The 18,898-nt window shown below is 69.3% G+C and carries 19 protein-coding genes and 1 tRNA gene; 13 read left to right on the forward strand and 7 right to left on the reverse strand.

What is annotated here, in order from left to right; all coding sequences use genetic code 11:
* Nucleotides 1-15: 15 nt before the first annotated feature.
* The 4 genes from HNR28_RS02310 to HNR28_RS02325 all read left to right on the forward strand — a co-directional run bounded on the left by HNR28_RS02310 (nucleotide 16) and on the right by HNR28_RS02325 (nucleotide 4,366).
* Nucleotides 16-1,806: an ABC transporter ATP-binding protein/permease gene (locus HNR28_RS02310; protein WP_151024444.1), complete on the forward strand. Its 1,791-nt coding sequence runs from the start codon at nucleotides 16-18 to the stop codon at nucleotides 1,804-1,806.
* Nucleotides 1,807-1,899: 93 nt separating this feature from the next.
* Entirely contained in the window at nucleotides 1,900-2,277 is a 378-nt protein-coding gene (locus tag HNR28_RS02315) for a SirB2 family protein (protein ID WP_043683238.1), read from the forward strand.
* A 126-nt stretch (nucleotides 2,278-2,403) separates the two neighbouring features.
* Nucleotides 2,404-3,195 (forward strand): LysR substrate-binding domain-containing protein, encoded by a 792-nt coding sequence (locus tag HNR28_RS02320; protein WP_244978160.1) that lies wholly within the window; start codon nucleotides 2,404-2,406, stop codon nucleotides 3,193-3,195.
* Nucleotides 3,182-4,366, forward strand: a complete 1,185-nt coding sequence (locus HNR28_RS02325) for a DUF3734 domain-containing protein (RefSeq protein WP_043683243.1) — start codon at nucleotides 3,182-3,184, stop codon at nucleotides 4,364-4,366. The genes HNR28_RS02320 and HNR28_RS02325 overlap by 14 nt, the downstream gene beginning before the upstream one ends.
* Nucleotides 4,367-4,453: 87 nt before the next feature.
* Here the strand turns inward: HNR28_RS02325 and HNR28_RS02330 are convergent, their stop codons facing one another.
* On the reverse strand, nucleotides 4,454-5,374 hold the full coding sequence (locus HNR28_RS02330) for a DMT family transporter (RefSeq protein WP_043683246.1): 921 nt from the start codon (nucleotides 5,372-5,374) through the stop codon (nucleotides 4,454-4,456).
* 41 nt (nucleotides 5,375-5,415) lie between these two features.
* Between HNR28_RS02330 and HNR28_RS02335 the strand changes: the two genes are divergently transcribed.
* From HNR28_RS02335 to HNR28_RS02355, 5 genes are all read left to right on the forward strand, one after another.
* A complete protein-coding gene (locus tag HNR28_RS02335; protein WP_043683248.1) occupies nucleotides 5,416-5,955 on the forward strand; it encodes a MarR family winged helix-turn-helix transcriptional regulator in 540 nt (179 codons plus the stop codon).
* Nucleotides 5,956-6,046: 91 nt separating this feature from the next.
* Entirely contained in the window at nucleotides 6,047-7,537 is a 1,491-nt protein-coding gene (locus HNR28_RS02340; protein ID WP_084330656.1) for an efflux transporter outer membrane subunit, read from the forward strand.
* Between the two features lie 19 nt (nucleotides 7,538-7,556).
* Nucleotides 7,557-8,882 carry an HlyD family efflux transporter periplasmic adaptor subunit gene (locus HNR28_RS02345; protein WP_151024398.1) on the forward strand — a complete coding sequence of 442 codons (1,326 nt, stop codon included), beginning with the start codon at nucleotides 7,557-7,559 and terminating at the stop codon, nucleotides 8,880-8,882.
* 95 nt (nucleotides 8,883-8,977) lie between these two features.
* Nucleotides 8,978-10,504, forward strand: a complete 1,527-nt coding sequence (locus tag HNR28_RS02350; protein ID WP_043687014.1) for a DHA2 family efflux MFS transporter permease subunit — start codon at nucleotides 8,978-8,980, stop codon at nucleotides 10,502-10,504.
* Between the two features lie 106 nt (nucleotides 10,505-10,610).
* Nucleotides 10,611-10,686 (forward strand) — tRNA-Asn (locus HNR28_RS02355).
* A gap of 94 nt (nucleotides 10,687-10,780) precedes the next feature.
* Here HNR28_RS02355 and HNR28_RS18840 read toward each other — a convergent pair.
* The 5 genes from HNR28_RS18840 to HNR28_RS02380 all read right to left on the reverse strand — a co-directional run bounded on the left by HNR28_RS18840 (nucleotide 10,781) and on the right by HNR28_RS02380 (nucleotide 14,788).
* Nucleotides 10,781-10,897, reverse strand: coding sequence for a FecR/PupR family sigma factor regulator (locus HNR28_RS18840; protein ID WP_151024399.1), 117 nt, complete (start codon nucleotides 10,895-10,897; stop codon nucleotides 10,781-10,783).
* 29 nt (nucleotides 10,898-10,926) lie between these two features.
* Complete coding sequence (locus HNR28_RS02365; RefSeq protein WP_151024400.1) at nucleotides 10,927-12,852, reverse strand: FAD-dependent monooxygenase; 1,926 nt, start codon at nucleotides 12,850-12,852, stop codon at nucleotides 10,927-10,929.
* 154 nt (nucleotides 12,853-13,006) lie between these two features.
* On the reverse strand, nucleotides 13,007-13,984 hold the full coding sequence (gene hpaA / locus HNR28_RS02370; protein WP_151024401.1) for a 4-hydroxyphenylacetate catabolism regulatory protein HpaA: 978 nt from the start codon (nucleotides 13,982-13,984) through the stop codon (nucleotides 13,007-13,009).
* Nucleotides 13,985-14,176: 192 nt separating this feature from the next.
* On the reverse strand, nucleotides 14,177-14,323 hold the full coding sequence (locus HNR28_RS02375) for a hypothetical protein (RefSeq protein WP_170288445.1): 147 nt from the start codon (nucleotides 14,321-14,323) through the stop codon (nucleotides 14,177-14,179).
* Nucleotides 14,324-14,404: 81 nt separating this feature from the next.
* Nucleotides 14,405-14,788 (reverse strand): RNA-binding S4 domain-containing protein, encoded by a 384-nt coding sequence (locus HNR28_RS02380; protein ID WP_151024402.1) that lies wholly within the window; start codon nucleotides 14,786-14,788, stop codon nucleotides 14,405-14,407.
* 113 nt (nucleotides 14,789-14,901) lie between these two features.
* On the opposite strand from HNR28_RS02380, the gene HNR28_RS02385 reads away from it, so the two are divergent.
* From HNR28_RS02385 to HNR28_RS02400, 4 genes are all read left to right on the forward strand, one after another.
* Nucleotides 14,902-15,465 (forward strand): DUF488 domain-containing protein, encoded by a 564-nt coding sequence (locus HNR28_RS02385; RefSeq protein ID WP_151024403.1) that lies wholly within the window; start codon nucleotides 14,902-14,904, stop codon nucleotides 15,463-15,465.
* 209 nt (nucleotides 15,466-15,674) lie between these two features.
* The gene (locus HNR28_RS02390) at nucleotides 15,675-15,917 is read left to right on the forward strand and encodes a hypothetical protein (RefSeq protein WP_151024404.1); all 243 of its coding nucleotides are present in this window, start codon (nucleotides 15,675-15,677) and stop codon (nucleotides 15,915-15,917) included.
* A 167-nt stretch (nucleotides 15,918-16,084) separates the two neighbouring features.
* Nucleotides 16,085-17,314, forward strand: coding sequence for a DUF3422 domain-containing protein (locus HNR28_RS02395; protein ID WP_151024405.1), 1,230 nt, complete (start codon nucleotides 16,085-16,087; stop codon nucleotides 17,312-17,314).
* Nucleotides 17,315-17,338: 24 nt separating this feature from the next.
* Nucleotides 17,339-18,454: an AI-2E family transporter gene (locus HNR28_RS02400; protein ID WP_084330661.1), complete on the forward strand. Its 1,116-nt coding sequence runs from the start codon at nucleotides 17,339-17,341 to the stop codon at nucleotides 18,452-18,454.
* Here HNR28_RS02400 and HNR28_RS02405 read toward each other — a convergent pair.
* Entirely contained in the window at nucleotides 18,405-18,773 is a 369-nt protein-coding gene (locus tag HNR28_RS02405) for an MAPEG family protein (RefSeq protein WP_043683266.1), read from the reverse strand. The genes HNR28_RS02400 and HNR28_RS02405 overlap by 50 nt on opposite strands.
* Nucleotides 18,774-18,898: the final 125 nt, after the last annotated feature.

An 18,898-nucleotide genomic window follows, 5' to 3' on the forward strand; every position in this document is an offset into this window, starting at 1 on the left:
AGGAACCGCATCCCCATGCAATGGCAAGACGTCCTGATCGAAAGCGGCCTGTGGCTGGCCAAGGCTTACGCGCTCACCCTGCTGGCCGGCGCCGCCGTCGTCTGGGGCCTGACGCGCTTCACGCGCTGGGGGCGCCAGTTCCGCCGCCTGAGCGCCGGCTACTTCTCCCTGCGCCGCAGCTGGAAGCCGCTCGCCGGCGTCGCCCTGATCCTGCTGCTGACGCTCGCCGCCGTGCGCCTGGACGTGCTGTTCTCCAATTGGTACAACACCATGTACAGCGCGCTGCAGGCGCTGGACGAACCGGGCTTCTGGGCGGCCATGCTGCTGTTCTCGCTGCTGGCGGCCGTGCACGTGATCCGCTCCCTGTTCGATTTCTACGTCCAGCAGGCCTTCGTCGTGCACTGGCGCGAATGGCTCAATGAGCAGCTGCTGGGCCGCTGGATGCAGGGCCAGGCCTACTACCGCTCGCAGTCGCTCAGCAACCTGGCCGACAACCCCGACCAGCGGATCCAGCAGGACATCACCAATTTCGCGCAGACCTCCATGACCCTGGCCGTGGGGCTGATCAACGCGCTCGTGTCCACCATCGCCTTCACCGTGATCCTGTGGAACCTGTCGGGCCCCATGACCGTGCTGGGCCACGAGATCCCGCGGGCCATGGTGTTCCTGGTCTTCATCTACGTGTTCCTGGCCACCCTGCTGGCCATCTGGATCGGCAAGCCGCTCATCCGGCTGAACTTCCTCAACGAAAAGCTGAACGCCGACTACCGCTACGCCCTGGTGCGCGTGCGCGAATACGCCGAAAGCATCGCCTTCTACCGGGGCGAGCGCGTCGAGGGCCGCACGCTGAGAAACGGCTTCGCCCAGGTGATCGGCAACGCCTGGGACATCATCTACCGGTCGCTGAAGTTCCTCGGCTTCAACTTCGTCGTGACCCAGACCGCGGTGGTCTTCCCCTTCATCCTGCAGGCGACGCGCTTCTTCTCCAAGCAGATCAGCCTGGGCGACCTGATCCAGACCGCCCAGGCCTTCGGCCGCCTGCAGGAGAACCTGTCCTTCTTCCGCAACATCTACGACAGCTTCGCCACCTACCGCGCCACGCTGGAGCGTCTGGCCGGATTCGACGACGCCATCGACGCGGCCCGCGCCATGGAACTGCCGCGCACCCATCAGGACGGCGCGCGCCTGGCGCTGCTGGGCGTGACCGTCAACCGCCCCGACGGCCAGGCGCTGATCCGCGACCTGAGCCTGGAAGTCGCCCCAGGCCAGCCGCTGCTGGTGCGCGGCCCGTCGGGCTCGGGCAAGACCACGCTGCTGCGCATGATCGCCGGCATCTGGCCGCACGGCTCGGGCGAGATCATCCGTCCCGACACCTCCGCCCTGTTCCTCGCCCAGAAGCCCTACCTGCCCCTGGGCACCCTGCGCCAGGCGCTGCACTATCCGCAGCCCGCCGACGCGGTCCCGCCCGGCCAGGACGAGGCCATCCTGGACCAGGTGCAGCTGGGCCATCTGCGCGACCGGCTCGACGTCGAGGACGACTGGAGCCGCATCCTGTCGCTCGGGGAACAGCAGCGCCTGGCCTTCGGCCGCCTGCTGATCGCCCGGCCGCAGGCCGCGTTCCTGGACGAGGCCACCTCCGCCATGGACGAGGGCCTGGAGGACGCCATGTACCGGCTGCTGCGCGAACAGCTGCCGGAGGCCCGAATCATCAGCGTGGGCCACCGCGGCACCCTGCGCCGGCACCACCGCCACGAGTTCGTGCTGCAGGGCGAAAGCGGCGGCTGGACCTTGAATCCGATCGAATGACCCCGCGCCCGGCCCGGGCCGCGCCCGTCCGGCGGCCCGGGTACGGTACACTCGTCCAGGCCGCGCCGGCCTGCCGCACCCACTTCCAATGCCATGAATTACTACTTTCCCATCAAGCACCTGCACGTCACGGCCGTCAGCCTGAGCATCATCCTGTTCCTCATCCGGGCCTACTGGTCCGTGACCGGATCGCCCCTGCTGCAGAAGCGCCTGGTGCGCATCCTGCCGCACGTGATCGACACCGTGCTGCTCACCTGCGGCGTGATCCTGGCGGCCATGATCGGCCCCGAGCAGCCCTGGATCCTGACCAAGATCGTGCTGCTGATCGCCTACATCGGCGTGGGCACCTACGCCATCAAGCGCGGCCGCACGCCGCGCACGCGGCTGATCGCCGCCGTGTGCGCCGTGGCGATCTTCGTCTACATCGTCGGCGTGGCCCTCGCCAAGAGCCCCGCGGGCTGGTTCGCCTGACGGCGGGTTCGCCCGCCATGCTCGGCCTGAGCATCCGCCAGCTCGAAGTCTTCGTCGCGGTCGCCACCGCCGGGGGCGTGCGCCAGGCCGCCGACCAGCTGCACCTCACCCCAGCCCGCCGTCAGCATGGCCCTGGGCGAGCTGGAACGCCAGCTGGGCGCCCCTCTGTTCGACCGCGAGCGGGGCCGCCTGCGCCTGAACGCCCAGGGGGCGGAACAGCTCCCCCTGGCGCGCGAGATCCTGGAGCGCCTGGGCGACATGCAGCGCCGCCACCACGAACCCGGCGGCGCCCTGGAAGGCGAACTGCGCATCGGCGCCAGCAACACGGTCGGCAACTACCTGGTGGGAGAGCTGCTGGGCCCCATCGCGGCCCGCCACCCCATGGTGGCCCTGCACCTGACCGTGGACAACACGCGGGACATCACGCGCATGCTGCTCGACCACGCCGTGGACGTCGCCTGCGTCGAAGGCCCCGTGCATCATGCCCAGCTCGAAACCCTGCCCTGGCGCACCGACGCGCTGGTCGTCTGCGCCGCGCCGGCCCACCCCCTGGCGCAGCGCGCGCGGCTGCAGCCGCGCGATTTCGCCGACGCCCGCTGGATCCTGCGCGAACGCGGCTCGGCCACCCGCAGCCTGACCGAGCAGGCCCTGACCGCCCTGCCCCCGGGCCGCATCCTGCTGGAGCTGGGCCAGATCGAAGCCATCAAGCAGGCCGTGATCGCCGGCCTGGGCATCGCCTGCCTGCCCTACGCCGCCACCCTGGACGCCGTGGCGACGGGCCGGCTGCGCGTGCTGCGCACGCCCTTCCTGCAGCTGGACCGGCGCCTGTCCATCGTGCTGCACCGCAGCCGCTATCGCGGCGCCCTGATCGAAGCCTTCCTGCAATCCCTGGAGACCGGAACCCATGCCCAAGAATGAACCCCGTCCGGCGACGGCCGCCCGCGCCTACGAAACCCGCGCCCTGGTGCTGCAAGGCGGCGGCGCGCTGGGCGCCTACCAGGCGGGCGTCTACGAAGGCCTGCACGAGGCGGGCGTCGAGCTCACCGACCTGGCCGGCATTTCCATCGGCGCGCTGAACATCGCCCTGATCGCCGGCAATCCGCCCGAACGGCGGGTGGAGCGGCTGCATGCCTTCTGGAACACCATCTGCCAGCCCTACGTCGGCCCGGCGGCCAACCCGCTGTTCGAGCACAGCCTGTTCCAGATCAACGACCTCGCGCGCCAGTTCCTGGGCGCCGTGCACGCCGGCAGCGCCCTGATGGTGGGCCAGAAGGGCTTCTTCCGCCCGCGCTTCCCGCCGGCCGCCCTGTCGGCCGCGCTGGACCCGGCCTGCGTGGGCCACTACGACACCCGCCCGCTGAAGGACACGCTGGAGGCCCTGTGCGACTTCGACCGCATCAACGACGGCGGGCTGCACGTCTCGGTCGGCGCGGTCAACGTGCGCACCGGCAATTTCGCCTATTTCGACAACCGCCGCATCCGGCTGCGGCCGGAGCATTTCATGGCCTCGGGCGCCCTGCCCCCGGCCTTCCCGGCCATCGAGATCGACGGCGAGTACTACTGGGATGGCGGCCTGGTGTCCAACACCCCCCTGTCCCAGATCCTGGAGCAGAACCTGGGGCGCGACACGCTGGTGTTCCAGGTGGACCTGTGGTCGGCGCGCGGCCCCGTGCCGCGCAGCCTGAGCGAGGTCGGCGACCGCATCCAGGACATCCGCTATTCCAGCCGCACCCGGCTGGTGACCGACCAGATGCAGGCCTACCGCAGGATGCAGCGCCTGCTGCGCGAGGTCCTGGACCAGGTGCCGGCCAGCCGGCGCAGCGCCGATCCGGCCTGCCAGAAGGCCGCCGCAATGGCCAGCGACAAGCGCAGCAACGTGATCCACCTGATCTACCGCGACAAACCCTACGAGCAGCACTTCCGCGACTACCAGTTCGGCCTGGCGACGATGCGGGAGCACTGGGCCTCGGGCCTGCAGGACATCCGCAAGACGCTGGCCCATCCGCGCTACCTGGCGATGCCCGAGAACGCGGCCGGGTTCATCACCCACGACGTGCACCGCGACGAGATCGAGCAAGGCATGAAGTGAGCCCCCGCCGGCCCGGAGCGGCGGGATGCGGGAGCGCCGCGCCCGAAAGGGACCACCGCGGGGACCGCCGCGCCGGAACGGCCGCGCTCAGCCCCGCCCCTTCGGCCGGTGTCCCAGCACGATGGCGGAAACGGCCACCAGGACCGTGCCCGCCACCTGGAGCAGCGTGATCGGCTCGCCCAGGAAGAGCCAGGCCAGGAACAGGATCGACACCGGCCCCAGCAGCCCGAGCTGGGCCGTCAGCGGCGCGCCGATGCGCGCCACCGACCACATGATCATGAAGGTCGGCAGCACCGTGTTCAGCGTGGCGTGGACCAGCGACAGGCCGTAGACCGGCAGTTCCTGATCCAGCCCGGCCAGGCCCTTGACCGCGAAGAAGTGCGCCATCGTCACCCCGGCAGACACCGTCATCGCATAGGCCGTCAGCCGGGTCGCCGTGACCCGCTCGACCAGCTCGCCCGAGCCGATCAGATACATGGAATAGGAGAACGCCGCGCCCAGCACGCAGGCCGAGCCGAGGACGACGTCCTCGCCCGAGAGCGAGAGGTCGGCCCAGAACACCAGCGCCACCCCGCCGTAGGCCAGGGCCATGGCCAGCCACTGGCGCGGGGCGATGGGCTTGCGCAGGAACCAGGCGGAGAACAGCAGCACGAAGGTCGGCGAGAGGAACAGGATCAGCCGCTCCAGCCCGGCGGAAATGTACTGCAGCCCGAGGAAATCCAGGAAGCTGGACAGGTAGTAGCCGATGAAGCCCAGCAGCGCGATGCGCAGGCTGTCGCGCCGGTCCAGCCGCGCCAGCAGCCCGCGGCGCACGCGCGCCATCTGCGCCAGGGCGATCGCGGCGAAGAACGGCAGCGCCAGCAGCATGCGAAAGCCGATCACGTCCAGCGCATCCACCCCGTGCAGGTACAGCAGCTTGGCCACGATCGCCTTGGCCGAGAACAGCACGGCTCCCAGGCCCGCCAGCACGAAGCCGGTCCAGAACATGCCCCGGGAAGGCGGTGTCATTTTATTTGCCTAGTCAGATATTGTTGGGTTAGAATTTTAACATGCAAGATACCCGGCCCGACGGCCCCCCCTCTCCTCCGCAGGGCGGCGCCTGCCAGCACTATGGCGGCGTCCCCGGCGATCTCGGTCCCGAACGCAACGTGGGCCTGCTCGTCAAGCACGTGCACGTCCTGCTGCACCGGATCATCGACCTGCAGGTCTGCCCCCTGGGCCTGACGGCCAACCAGTGGCGCCCCCTGATGCTGATCCTGCACCGCGGCATCGACACTCCGGCCGAACTCGCGCGCACCCTGGACGTGGACACCGGCGCCACCACGCGCATGCTGGACCGCCTGGAATCCAAGGGTTTCGTGCGGCGCGAGCGCGTGCCCGAAGACCGGCGCGTCGTGAAGATCGTACCGACCGAAGCGGGCCGCGCGGTGGGCGCCCGGATCCTGCCCGCCATCGCCCAGACGCTGAACATCCACCTGAGCGGCTTCTCCGAAGACGAAATCCACATGCTGATCGCCCTGCTCAAGCGCATGATCACCAACGGCGAACGGCACCTCCAGCAGGCCGCGGACCGCCCCGACACCCCCTGACGATTCCTCCAGGCACGAAAGCCGCTGCCCGCGTCCTATAACTGTCTAGTCAGATACAGACCCAATCAATAACATTCAGCTTCCTGTCAGCATGAAACCCCTCATCCCCCTGCTGCTCGCCCTGTCGCTTTCCGCCTGCGCCCCCATGGACCCGGGCACGCCCGCCACCCGCGCGCTCGACGCCCAGACCCTGGGTTTGTCCGACGACGCCATCGCCTGGCCCGGTGAACGGTGGTGGACGCGCTACCAGGACCCGCAACTGGACGGCCTGATCGACCAGGCGCTGCGCTCGAACCCGTCCCTGGACGCCGCCGCCGCCCGCGTGCGCGCCGCCCGGGCCGCCGCGCGCGGCGCCCGCGCCGTGCAGTGGCCGCAGGTCAATGCCAACTACCACCTGACGCGGCAGCGCTACAGCGAGAACTACATCTATCCGCCGCCCCTGGGCGGCTCGTACCAGACCGACACCGGACTGGGGCTGCAGCTGGACTTCGACCTGGACCTGTGGGGCCGCCAGCGCGCGCTGACCGGCGCCGCCGTCCAGCGCGCCGCCGCGGCCGAAGCCTCGCGCCGGCAGGCCCGCGTGCTGCTGGTCTCGGCGGTCGCCCAGGCCTATTTCCAGCTGCAGAACGCCCGCGCCCAGGCCGACGCCATCGGCCACATCGCCAGCAAGCTGCAGGAAGCCCTGGACATCACCCGCGACCGCTACAGGAACGGCCTGGGCACCCAGGTGGACGTGGACCAGGCCGACTCGGCGGTCTCGTCCGCGCGGGTGCAGCTCAGCCAGGCGCGCAACAATGCCCAGCTGCTGCACCACCAGCTCGCCGCCCTGCTGGGCCAGTCGCCCGAGCAACTGCCGGACCTGGCCGCGCGCCCGGGCGCCGCGCTGCCGCCCGACGTGCCCGGCCATCTGCCCATGGCCCTGCTGGGCCGGCGCGCCGACATCACCGCCGCCCGCCTGCAGGCCGAGGCGGCCGGCGCGGAAGTCTCCGCCGCCAAGGCCGACTTCCTGCCCAACATCGACCTGTCGGCCAGCTTCGGCTACCTGTCGCTGGGTCTGGACAAGCTGGTGCGCGGCAGCAGCGAGAACTACGGCGCCGGCCCGGTCATCACCCTGCCGATCTTCAACGCCGGCGGCCTGAACGCCCGGCTGGAAGGCCGCCGCGCCGAGCGCGACGAGGCCATCGCCCGCTACAACGAGACCATCCTGGGCGCCCTGCGCGAGGTGGCCGACGCGCGCGACTCGATCCATTCGCTGCAGGACCAGATCCGCCACCAGGAAGCCAGCATGAAGGCCATCGCCTCGGCCTACGACGTGGCCCTGAGCCGCTACAAGGCCGGCCTGGGCGACTTCGTGCAGGTGCTGCTGGCGCAGAGCGAGGCGCTGAAGCAGACCGTGCAGACCACCGACCTGCACGCCCGCGCCTACATCCTGGACGTGCAGCTGGCGACCGCCCTGGGCGGCGGCTACGTCCAGGACGACGGCGCGCCGCGCGCCGCCGGCGGGAATCCGGCCGCCGGGAATCCGGCCCCTTCGGCTCCGGCCGCCGGGCAGCCCGCCGCCACGCATCCGACTCAACCGTGAACCTTACCCCGACCGCATCATGACCGTATCCAGCCCCAGCACTTCTCCCGCCCGCACCCGCCTGCTGCTCTGGGCCACCGGCGTCTTCGTCCTGGCCGCCCTGCTCTACGGCGCGTGGTGGCTGCTCTTCGCCGGCCATTACGAATCCACGGATGACGCCTACGTCCACGGCAATCTGGTGCAGATCAGCGCCCAGATCCCCGGCACGGTGGTCGCCATCGGCGCCGAGGAAACCCAGTCCGTCGCCCAGGGCGCCCATCTGGTGACCCTGGACGACAGCGACACCGGCATCGCACTGGCCCAGGCGGAGGCGGCGCTCGCCCAGACCGTGCGCCACACCCAGACCCTGTTCGTGCAGAACGACGCCCTGGCGGCCGACGTCGCCGTGGGCGAGGCCAACGTCGCGCAGGCGGAAACGCAGCTCAGCAAGGCGCGCAACGACCTGCAGCGGCGCGACGCGCTGCGCGGCACCGGCGGCGTCAGCGGCGAGGAACTGCTGCACGCCCAGGTCGCCGTGAAATCCGCCGAGGCCGGCCTGGCCCAGGCGCGCGCCGGCCTGGCGGCCGCGCGCGCCAAGCTTGCCACCAACCAGGCCCTGACCCGCGGCAGCACCGTGGCCACCCACCCCGACGTGCTGCAGGCCGCCGATCAGGTGCGCCAGGCCTGGCTCGCCGGCGTGCGCACCCGCATCCCGGCCCCGGTGGGCGGTATGGTCGCCCAGCGCTCCGTCCAGTTGGGCCAGCGCATCCAGCCGGGCACGCCGCTCATGACCATCGTGCCGCTGGACAGCCTGTGGGTGGAGGCCAACTTCAAGGAAAACCAGCTCGACGCCATGCGGCCCGGCCAGCAGGCCACCCTGAGCTCCGACCTGTACGGCGGCAAGGTCACCTATCACGGCACGGTCGCGGGCATCGCCGCCGGCAGCGGCAGCGCCTTCGCCCTGCTGCCGGCGCAGAACGCCAGCGGCAACTGGATCAAAGTCATCCAGCGGGTGCCCGTGCGCATCCGCCTGGACCCCAAGGAGCTTCAGGACCATCCCCTGCGCGTGGGCCTGTCCATGACGGTCGAGGTCGATCTGAACTCCGCGCCCGAACGACAGGCCACCGAAGGCGGACAGGGGCGGAGCGGCCAGGCGGCCGAAGCGGCCCTGAGCACCCCGGTCTTCGACCACGACCCGGCCGAGATCGACGCCCGCATCCGCCAGATCATCCAGGACAACATCGGCTCGGCGGACGCGCCCGGCCTTTCCCGCGGCGGCGCCGCCCCGGCGGGGACGGCCGGCACCGCCCAGGGCACGCCCGGCAGCGCCAAAGGCACGGCCGGCCACGCCAAGGAAACGCCGTGAGCAGCGCGGCCGCCACGCCGGAAGACCAGGCCGGCCCGCGCCCGGACGACGCGCCCGCCGCGCCGGCCCAGCCGGCCGCCACGGGCTATCCGCCCCTGGAAGGCAGCGCCCGCGCCTTCGGCACCATCGCCCTGTCGGCCGCGGTGTTCATGAACGTGCTGGACTCGTCCATCGCCAACGTCTCCATTCCCACCATCGCCGGCGACCTGGGCGTCAGCGCCACCCAGGGCACCTGGGTGATCACCTCCTTCGCCGTCGCCAACGCCATCACCGTGCCGCTGACCGGCTGGCTGACGCAGCGCTTCGGCCAGGTGCGCCTGTTCGTGCTGTCGGTGCTGCTGTTCGTCATCAGCTCCTGGCTGTGCGGCTTCGCCTGGTCGCTGGAATCGCTGGTGTTCTTCCGCGTGCTGCAGGGCGCGGTGGCCGGGCCGATGATCCCGCTGTCGCAGTCCCTGATGCTGGCCAGCTACCCCAGGGCCAAGGCCGGCATGGCCCTGGCGCTCTGGTCCATGACCATCCTGGTCGGCCCCATCGCCGGGCCGCTGCTGGGCGGCTGGATCTCGGACAATTATTCCTGGTCCTGGATCTTCTACATCAACGTGCCGGTCGGCCTGCTCGCCGGCTGGGCCTCGTGGCAGGTCTACAAGGACCGTGAATCGCGCCGCGTCCGCCTGCCCATCGACCGCATCGGCCTGTTCCTGCTGGTCGTCTGGGTCGGCGCCCTGCAGCTGATCCTGGACAAGGGCAAGGAGCTGGAATGGTTCGCCAGCCCGCTGATCTGCGTGCTGGCCGTGGCCACGGTGGTGGCCTTCGTCTATTTCGTGATCTGGGAGCTGACCGCCGCCCACCCGGTGGTGGACCTGACCCTGTTCGCCCAGCGCAATTTCACCTCCGGCACCATCGCCCTGTCGGTCGCCTACGGCGTGTTCTTCGGCACCGTCGTGCTGCTGCCCCTGTGGCTGCAGAACACCATGGGCTACACGGCCACCTGGGCGGGCGTGGCTTCGGCCCCGGTGGGCATCCTGGCCATCATCCTGTCGCCGGTGGTGGGCAAGCTGCTGGCCCACCACGACCCGCGTCCGATCGCCACCATCGCCTTCCTGATCTTCGCCCTGATCAGCTACATGCGCGCCCAGTTCAACACCAGCGTGGACCTGTACACGGTGATGCTGCCCACCTTCATCCAGGGCGCGGCCATGGCGACGTTCTTCATCCCGCTGACGACGATCTCCCTGTCGGGCCTGAGCCCGGACCGGATCCCCGCCGCCGCCGGCCTGTCGAACTTCTTCCGCCTGGTCTGCGGCGCCTTCGGCACCTCGATCACCACCACGATCTGGGACAACCGCGCCTCGCTGCACCACAGCCGCCTGACCGAAGCCGCCCGCCCCGGCGAACCGGCCTTCGACCACATCATGGGCGGCCTGCAGAGCCTGGGCGTGGACCCGCAGCGCGGCGCGGGCATGCTCGACCGGGTGATCAACCAGCAGGCCTACACGATGTCGGCCACCGACATCTTCTACGCCTCGGCGCTGATCTTCCTGGTCCTGATCGGCCTGATCTGGCTGGCCCGGCCGAAGTCGGCGGCCCACGGCGGATCGGGAGCGGCGGCGGGGGCGCATTGAGCCTCACTCCAGGGGATGCAAGGGGCGCGTCAAACCCGCCAACCCGCTTGTCACCCCGCTTTGCGCACACACGGAAATTTATGCTATAGTTTCGCTTCTTCGCAGTTCCCCGATAGCTCAGTCGGTAGAGCGACGGACTGTTAATCCGCAGGTCCCAGGTTCGAGCCCTGGTCGGGGAGCCAAGAAATTCAAGGACTTAGGTGAAAACCTAGGTCCTTTTTGTTTGCCCGCATGCGTTTGTCCCTATGCGCCGCGATAGGGCCGGGCGCCTGGGCGTCAGTCACGAAGGCCTTGCGCCCGGCGGTATTCCCGCGCATGCTCCGAAGACGCCCGCAGCCAGGCCTCGAACCGCCGGCGCTCGGCTTCGTCCATGCGGCCGGACTTCCCGCGCATATCCCGGCGACCATCACGGGCGCCCGGATTTACCCCAGCATGAACCCATCGAAGAACCGGCTCAGTTCGGCATGGGCATCGAGCGGCAGGATGCTGGCGATGTGCTGGTCCGGGCGGACCACCACGATGCAGCCCTTCGAGCGGTCGATGCCGCGCTGCGCGAAGATGTCGTGCGCCTCGGTCGTCTGGAAGACCTTTTCGTAATCGCGCAGGCCGTATTTTCCCTTTGCGGGCCAGAGGAAATCCGGCAGTTCCTCGATGGCCAGGTCCCGTTGCTGGAACACGGCGCAGACATCGATCACCGAATCGACGTCCGCCCCGGCCGGCGTGTATCGTTTCACCGGCGAGGTGTCCGCGCCGGCCAGGAACCCGATCAGCCGGGCCGACCCGGAAGACGCATCCAGCGGGCTTTTCGCATCGCCAAAGAGGAAGATGCGCCAGCGGCCATCCGCCTTGTTCAGGTGTCCCAGCTGCACCGGCCGGCCGTCGGCCACGCGCACGGCCTGGGCGGAATGGAAACGCTGCCCGATCGGAAACCCGCTCGCCAGCGCCTGATGCTCGTGTCCCGTGCACAGCCAGGATTCGTCATAGCCAATCGAGGTGCCGGCGATGAAGCCATTCTGGCGGGCGATGAATTTTTCTATGTCGGCGGTACTGATTTTCGCCGACGAGGCATCCCTTCCGGCACCCGGGCGGGTGGCGACCAGCGCCGACATTTCGCGGTCGGCGTCGATCAGCATGAAGGCCACCTTGCGGCGCTCGGCCTCGTAAGTCTGCAACAGTTTCGGGTGCGACCTGCCCTGCAGCACCGCCGCCAGCTTCCAGCCCAGATTGAAGGTATCCGGCAGCGAGGTATTCAGGCCCCACCCTCCTTTCGGGCTGTGGGTATGGCAGGCATCGCCGGCGACGAAGGCGCGCGGAATCAGGTCCTCCGAACCCGCCGGGGTGTCGTCGAAGCGCTCGGCAACGCGCTGCCCGACTTCGTAGATCGACCACCAGGCGACCTCCTTGACCTCCAGCTGATACGGATTCATGATCTGCCGGGCCTTGGCGATGAGATCTTCGGCGTGCAGGTCCAGCTGCGAAGCGCGCTGGTCCTTGCCCAGCAGATCGAGTTCGACGTACAGGCGCACCAGGTAGCCGCCTTCGCGCGGCACCAGCATCACCGCGCCGTTGTCCTTCGACTGGATGAAGCTCTTGACCCGGATGTCCGGGAAATTCGTCACCGGCAGCACGTCCATCACGCCCCAGGCCTTGTTGGCCGAGTCGCCTCGCAGCTCGATCCCCAGGCTCTTGCGCACCGTGCTGCGGGCGCCATCGCACCCCACCACATAGCGGGCCTTGACGGTTTCGACCTGGCTCGACTGGCTGGCATCGTTGCGCTCGAAAGTCGCGGTGATCGGATGCGCGCGCAGGTCCTGGGTCAGGTTCCGATCCACCACCAGTTCCCGCAGGCGGCGGTTGTAATGCGGGACCAGATGCGTGACCGAATGCGCCATGCCGTCGAGCAGGATGTCGTGCAGGCGCGCCTGGTTGACCACCCCGTGGGTGAACTCGGACAGCCCCAGCCGCGCATCCGCCACCCTGTGCGTGCGTTTGATCTGCTGCGGATTCCGCGCATCCGGCTCCCAGAAGGCGTTCTGGTGCAGCTGATAGGCTTCCTTCACCAGCAGCTCGCTGCTGTTGAAGGCCTCCATGATTTCCATGGTCCGGCAGGAAATGCCGTCCGCCTGGCCGAACAGCATCGGCCCGGACTTCTGCTCGACGATGCAGGTCCTGATGTCGGCAAAATCCGCCAGTTGCCGCGCCAGCGCCAGGCCCGCCGGACCACAGCCGACGATCAGCACATCGACCTCTTTCGGCAGATCGACCATCGGCGGCGGCGGCGCGGGCTCGCGCGCCGCATCGGGAACCTGGTAATTGCCGGGCTTGAAGCCGTTCAGATGGTACTGCATGAGCGCGCTCCTTCCGTCGTGGCATCGGGATCGCGGCGCAGGCTGGCCGGACGTGCATCGCCGGCGGACGGGCGGCTGCCGCCGGCAGGGAATTTACCGGGGCGCAGGGTTTCGGGGGGCATGGCGTCTCCGCTGTTTCTGACTGTTGGAGACACTATGATAGGAGCATGGAGGGGGTGCGCTGAATGCAGCTTTCGCCGTTAATCTTGGACTTTTCGCAAGGCTTCACGGCGATCCCCCGCCGTGCAAGATAGTCGCTCGGCGACATGCCGACATGGCGGCGGAAAAACCGCGAAAAATAGGCCGGATCGCAAAAACCCAGGACGAAGCCTATCTGGTTGACCGACTGGCCGCTGTGCAGCAGCAGGCGCTTGGCCTCCTGCAGCTGGCGCTCGAAGATCAGCTGCTTGGACGACATGCCCGCCAGGCGCCGGCAGATCAGGTTGAGCCGCGCGGTGGTCAGGCCCAGCTCGCCGGCATAGCGTTGCAGGGGCCAGTGCTCGGTGTAGCGGGCCTCCACCAGCTGATTGAAACGGTGAAACTGCAGCAAGTCATGGGCCGGCACGGGATTGTCATGCTGCGCCTGCTCGACCAGGTGCAGCAGCTTGGCCAGGATCAGCCGCAGCAGGGCCAGCAGGTTGGCCTCGCGGCCGTCGCGCCGGCCGGCGAATTCGTCGGCCACCTGATGGAACAGAGGTTCCAGGTGCGCGGCGACGCGGGCGGCCTCGCCCCGCTGCTCGCCCAGGCTGACGCACAGCGGCTGGTTCAGCCGGAGCGACAGGGCGGCTTCGCCGTCGAACAGCTTCCATACCAACTGCTGGCGCACGGTGATGACCTGGCCCTCGCAGGCCGCATCGGTGACGAAGGCATGGGGGACGCCGGGCGGGGTCAGGAAGCACAGCGGACCGTCCAGGCGGTATTGCAGATCATCCAGGTAGAGGTGGACGTGGCCGTTGTGGAGGTAATGGATCTGGAAGAAGCGGTCATGGCGATGCACCGCCACGCTGCGGCCGAAGAATTCGCAGAGACGGTCATGGCCGTCGTAGTGAAAGTCGGCGTCGGCGTAGCGCTGATCGTAGACCTGGCCAAGATCGAGGATCGGGATGCTGGCGAGGCGTCGCCTGGAGTTCATGTCTGGCCAATGGCTCATGGCAGCTCGGAACCGGAAGTGCGGAAGGGCGGGCGCCTGTCCTGAAGGCTGGAGGGTCCTCAGTCTGAAGGGACTCTATTTAGCTAATATGTTAACAGAATAGCTTGGGATTCTTGCAAGACGTCCCGTCCAGGGGGACGCCCCGGCGGATGCGCTTCCCCCCCGGCGGGCGATTCAGTGGCGGAAGCCTGCGGCCGCCTTCACCGCCACGATGAACAGCGGCAGGCCACCGCCGGCGGCCTGCAAGCGGCCGCGGAAGTGGATGAACGTGTCTTCGGGTCGATGCTGGAATGCATGCGCCGCGCATGCCCGGCTGTCCATGGACCGAGGCGGCTGGCCGCATGATGCGGGGGTGGAACACGGTCCGCCGGACGGATGATGGCGGGCCGGGATGGCTTGCGATCAGCGCCCCCGCCACCGGTCCATCTGCCGCCGGTCGCGCTTGGTGGGGCGGCCCTCCTCGAAGTCCCGGGCCGGCTCGGGCGCCAGGCGGCGCATCTCGGCGGCCCGTTCCCGCGCCGCCACGCTGTCCGGGGTTTCCTCGTACAGCAGCGCGGCCTTGGGCGCGGGGCCGCGCACCAGGCTGAGCGCGCGCACCCGGACCCGCACCGGCGGGCTGCCGGCGCGGCGCACCTCGATCAGATCGTCCACGGCGATCTCGCGGGCGGGCTTGACCGTCTGGCCGCCGACCAGCACCCGCCCGGCATCGACCTCGTGCGTCGCCAGGCTGCGGGTCTTGAAGAAACGGGCGGCCCACAGCCATTTGTCCAGTCGCATCCTGTCCATCGCGCCTCCATCCTGCCTGTCCGCGGCCCCCCGGGGGGCCTGCCGCCTGCCGGGGGCCGCCGGCCGTGCCGCCCGGCTTGTCCCCCGCCCAAGAGAAGGATTATCGTCGATCCATGACGAACCCCCTCTACACCATCGGCCATTCCAACCGCAGCCTGGACGATTTCATCGCCCTGCTGGCCCAGGCGGGCATCGAATGCCTGGCCGACATCCGCACCGTGCCGCGCTCGCGCACCAATCCCCAGTTCAACCGGGACAGCCTGCCCGAAGCCCTGGCGCCCCACGGCATCGCCTACGAACACATGGCCGAGCTCGGCGGCCTGCGCGGCCGGTCGAAGACCGTGCCGCCGGCCACCAACGGCTACTGGGAAAACGACAGCTTCCACCACTACGCGGACTACGCCCTGGGCGATGCGTTCCGCCAGGGGCTGGAGGCGCTGATCGCGCTGGGCCGGGCGCGGCCCACCGCCATGATGTGCTCCGAATCGGTCTGGTGGCGCTGCCACCGCCGCATCGTGGCCGACCACCTGATCGCCCGGGGCATTCCCGTGTTCCACATCATGGGCGCCGGCCGGCTGGAGCCGGCCAGCCTGACGCCCGGCGCCGTGGTCCGCGACGACGGCTCGGTCGCCTATCCGGGACCGCAGGCGGCGTTCAACCCGCCGTCAGCCTCGTAATCAGCTGCTTCCGGCACGGGTGGACCGCCTGGCGGAAACCCGCGCCGCGCCTGCTGCCGCATGCGGCCGCTGCCGGGCGGGCGGAACACCTGATTACAAACGGCGGAAAGGCCGCGAAGAACTTCCCTCCCGCCCGCCGCTCTGAGCATCAGGTGGTCCGCCACCGGCCCGGACACAGGGGTGTCGGGGCGTTCTCTGGAGTTGATGTCATGACGACACGTTCCCGCATTGCCTTCCTGGTTGCCTGCTCGGCCGCCGTCCTGGGTCTCACCACGGCATCCGCCTTCGCCGCCGACGCGCCCGCCGCCGGCCAGCCCGCCGCACAATCGGCGCCGCAGCATGCCGGCAAGAAGATGCCCGCCCGGAAAATGGCCGCCCATCACGCCAAGACGGCCAAGAGCCACCCGGGCGCGAAGACGCACCACGCCCAGGCGCCGAAAACGCCGGCCTGAGCGCCTCCCCCCCACACCCCGGGCGCGCGCCCGGGCCCATCCCGACGCCGCGGGCTCCCACCCGCGGCGTTCCGCGTTTTTCATCCTGCCTTTTTCATACTGCGGGGCGGGGACTTCCGATACACTGGTTCCCTTTTCCATTTCCCCCTCTCGTCCCGACCCGCCGCATGCATCCGCACCGCAACGCCCTGCACAACGAACTGCACGCCCGTCCCTCGATGTACTTCGACGCGCCGGCCCAGGTCTTCCACCTGGCCTTCCTGGACGAGCACGAGGCGGCGGAAGCCATCGTCCGCTCGCTGTGCGACCGCCACGTCGCGCTGGCCGACCCCAGCCTGCCCCAGGGCGAGTTCCCGGTGGGCGGCGCGCGGCTGAAATGGGAGCGGCACACCGAATTCCTCACCCTGACCCTGGTGCTGCCCGGCCCCCAGGCCACGCCCTGGGTCGCCCTGCCGCCCGTGCTGGCCGAAGTCGCCGAGGCCCACAGCGCCCTGCTCGTCAATGCCGACCAGGTCTGCGTGGAATCCGAGGCCAGCTGGCGCGGCTCGGTCGAGGACTACGGCTTCAAGGATCCGGTGGGCTCCAGCCTGGACGACGGCAAGGCCATCGTCTGGAGCGACCTGCGCCTGAACGGCAACGGGCTGAACCGCATCCTGGTGCTCAACCGGCAGTTCGACGGCCGGCGGCTGGGCCGCATGGTGCGCCGCCTGCTGGAGGTCGAGACCTACCGCCTGATGGCGTCCCTGACCCTGCCCGTGGCGCGCGCCCTGAGCGCCGAACTGCGCCAGTACGAGCAGGAACTGGCCGCCCTGTCCGATGCCAACGCCCGCGCGGAATCCCAGGACATCAAGGCCCTGCTGGAACGCATCACCCGCCTGTCGGCCCGGATCACCCAGACCAGCGCCCGCACGCGGCTGCGCCTGAGCGCCACCGAGGCCTACGCCCAGCTGGTCTTCGAGCGCATCGCGGAACTGCACGAAAGCCGCACCGGCGACTGCCAGCAGCTGGGCACCTTCATCGCCCAGCGCTTCCGCCCCACGGTGCGCTACTGCGCCTCCACCGACCAGCGGCTGAGCCGCATCGGCAGCGCCGTGTCCCACCTGAGCAGCCTGCTGCAGGCCCGCGTCCAGGTCGAGATGGAGGAGCAGAACAGCCAGATCCTGCAAAGCCTGAGCACCCGCGCCGAAACCCAGATCAAGATCCAGAAGGCGGTGGAAGGCCTGTCCATCATCGCCATCAGCTATTATCTGTTCAGCCTGTTCAAGCTGCTGTACCAGGGCATGCTCACGCTGGGAATCGAGCTGCCGCCCCGCACGGCGCTGCTGGCCGGCACGCCGCTGGCGGCGCTGATCATCGGCGCGATCGCCTACCGCATCCGCAACACCCGGCGCCACTGACAGTCCCGACTTCCCTGCCCGATCATGCCCACCCTGCACTTCCGTAGTTTCCTGCTGCTGCTGGCCGCCGTCTCCATCGCCTTCATCAGCATCCTGCTGCCCTTCTACCCGGCGATCTTCTGGGGCGGCGTGCTGGCGGTGATCTTCCGCCCCCTGTACCGGCGCCTGCTGCGCGCCGTGGGCGGGAACAGCCCCAGCCTGGCGGCCTTCCTCACGGTGCTGTGCATCACCCTGATCGTGATCCTGCCGATGCTGTTCATCGCCGGCGCCCTCGCCAACGAGGTCGCCGGGCTGTACACGCGCATCAATTCCGGCCAGCTGAACCTGGGCGTCTACTACGAGCAGATCGTCGGCGCCCTGCCGCCCTCCGTGCACGGCTGGCTGGATTCCTTCGGCGTGGGCGACCTGCTCAGCATCCGCGAGAAACTGTCCACCGGCGCCCTGCAGGCCAGCCAATTCCTCGCCAAGCAGGCCGTCAACATCGGCCAGAACACCTTCCAGTTCGTGGTCGGCCTGGGCATCATGCTGTACCTGCTGTTCTTCCTGCTGCGCGACGGGGCCGCCATCGTGCCCAAGCTCAAGCGCCTGATCCCCCTGGAAGACTCGCACCGCCACGGCCTGTTCCAGAAATTCGCCACGGTGGTGCGCGCCACGGTCAAGGGCAACATCGTCATCGCCGCCACCCAGGGCCTGCTGGGCGGCCTGATGTTCGCCTTCCTGGGCATCCAGGGCTCGCTGTTCTGGGGGGTGATGATGGCCTTCCTGTCCCTGCTGCCGGCGGTGGGCGCCTCGCTCATCTGGGTGCCGGTCGCCATCTATTTCCTGGTCACCGGCGCCCTGTGGGAGGGCGTCGTCCTGATCCTGTTCGGCGTGCTGGTCATCGGGTTGCTGGACAACCTGCTGCGCCCCATCCTGGTGGGCAAGGACACCAAGCTGCCCGACTACGTGGTGCTGATCTCCACCCTGGGGGGCCTGTCGGTGTTCGGCCTGAACGGCTTCGTCATCGGACCGCTGTTCGCCGCGCTGTTCATCGCCTGCTGGGACCTGTTCCCCGACGCGGTGGCCCAGCACCAGCAGGGGCTGCGGGACATCAGGCCCACAGAATCGCCAGATTCACCGCCAGAGCGGCTCCCCAGATGAGCGAGCGCACCGTGCCGCGCCCCAGGATGTAGGCCAGCACGTACAGCACCCGCAGCGCCACCCAGGCGCCCATCAGGCCTGCCAGCCGCTCCGGCTGCGCCCCGGCGTACAGGGCGTACAGCACCGCGGCATAGAAGAACGGCAGGCCCTCGAACAGATTCGCCTGCGCCGCGTTGGCGCGCGCCCGCCAGCCCTGCTGGGCGGCCAGCCAGGGGCGCGGATCGTCGTTGTCGAACCTGCGTCCGCCCACCTTGGCCGCCACCGCGGCCCCGTACGGCAGCACGGCCGCCGCCACCATCAATCCCTGGATCCAGCTCATTCCGGCCTCGTTCTGCGAGATGTTCGATGCGGATATTATGACGGCATCCCATGAGGACGGCATCCGGGGGGGCGGATTTTGGCGCCATGCCGCCACTTGCCGTCGCCTGTCGCCTTCCAAATCGC

The sequence above is a fragment of the Castellaniella defragrans genome (genome assembly GCF_014203015.1).
Lineage (GTDB): Bacteria > Pseudomonadota > Gammaproteobacteria > Burkholderiales > Burkholderiaceae_B > Castellaniella > Castellaniella defragrans.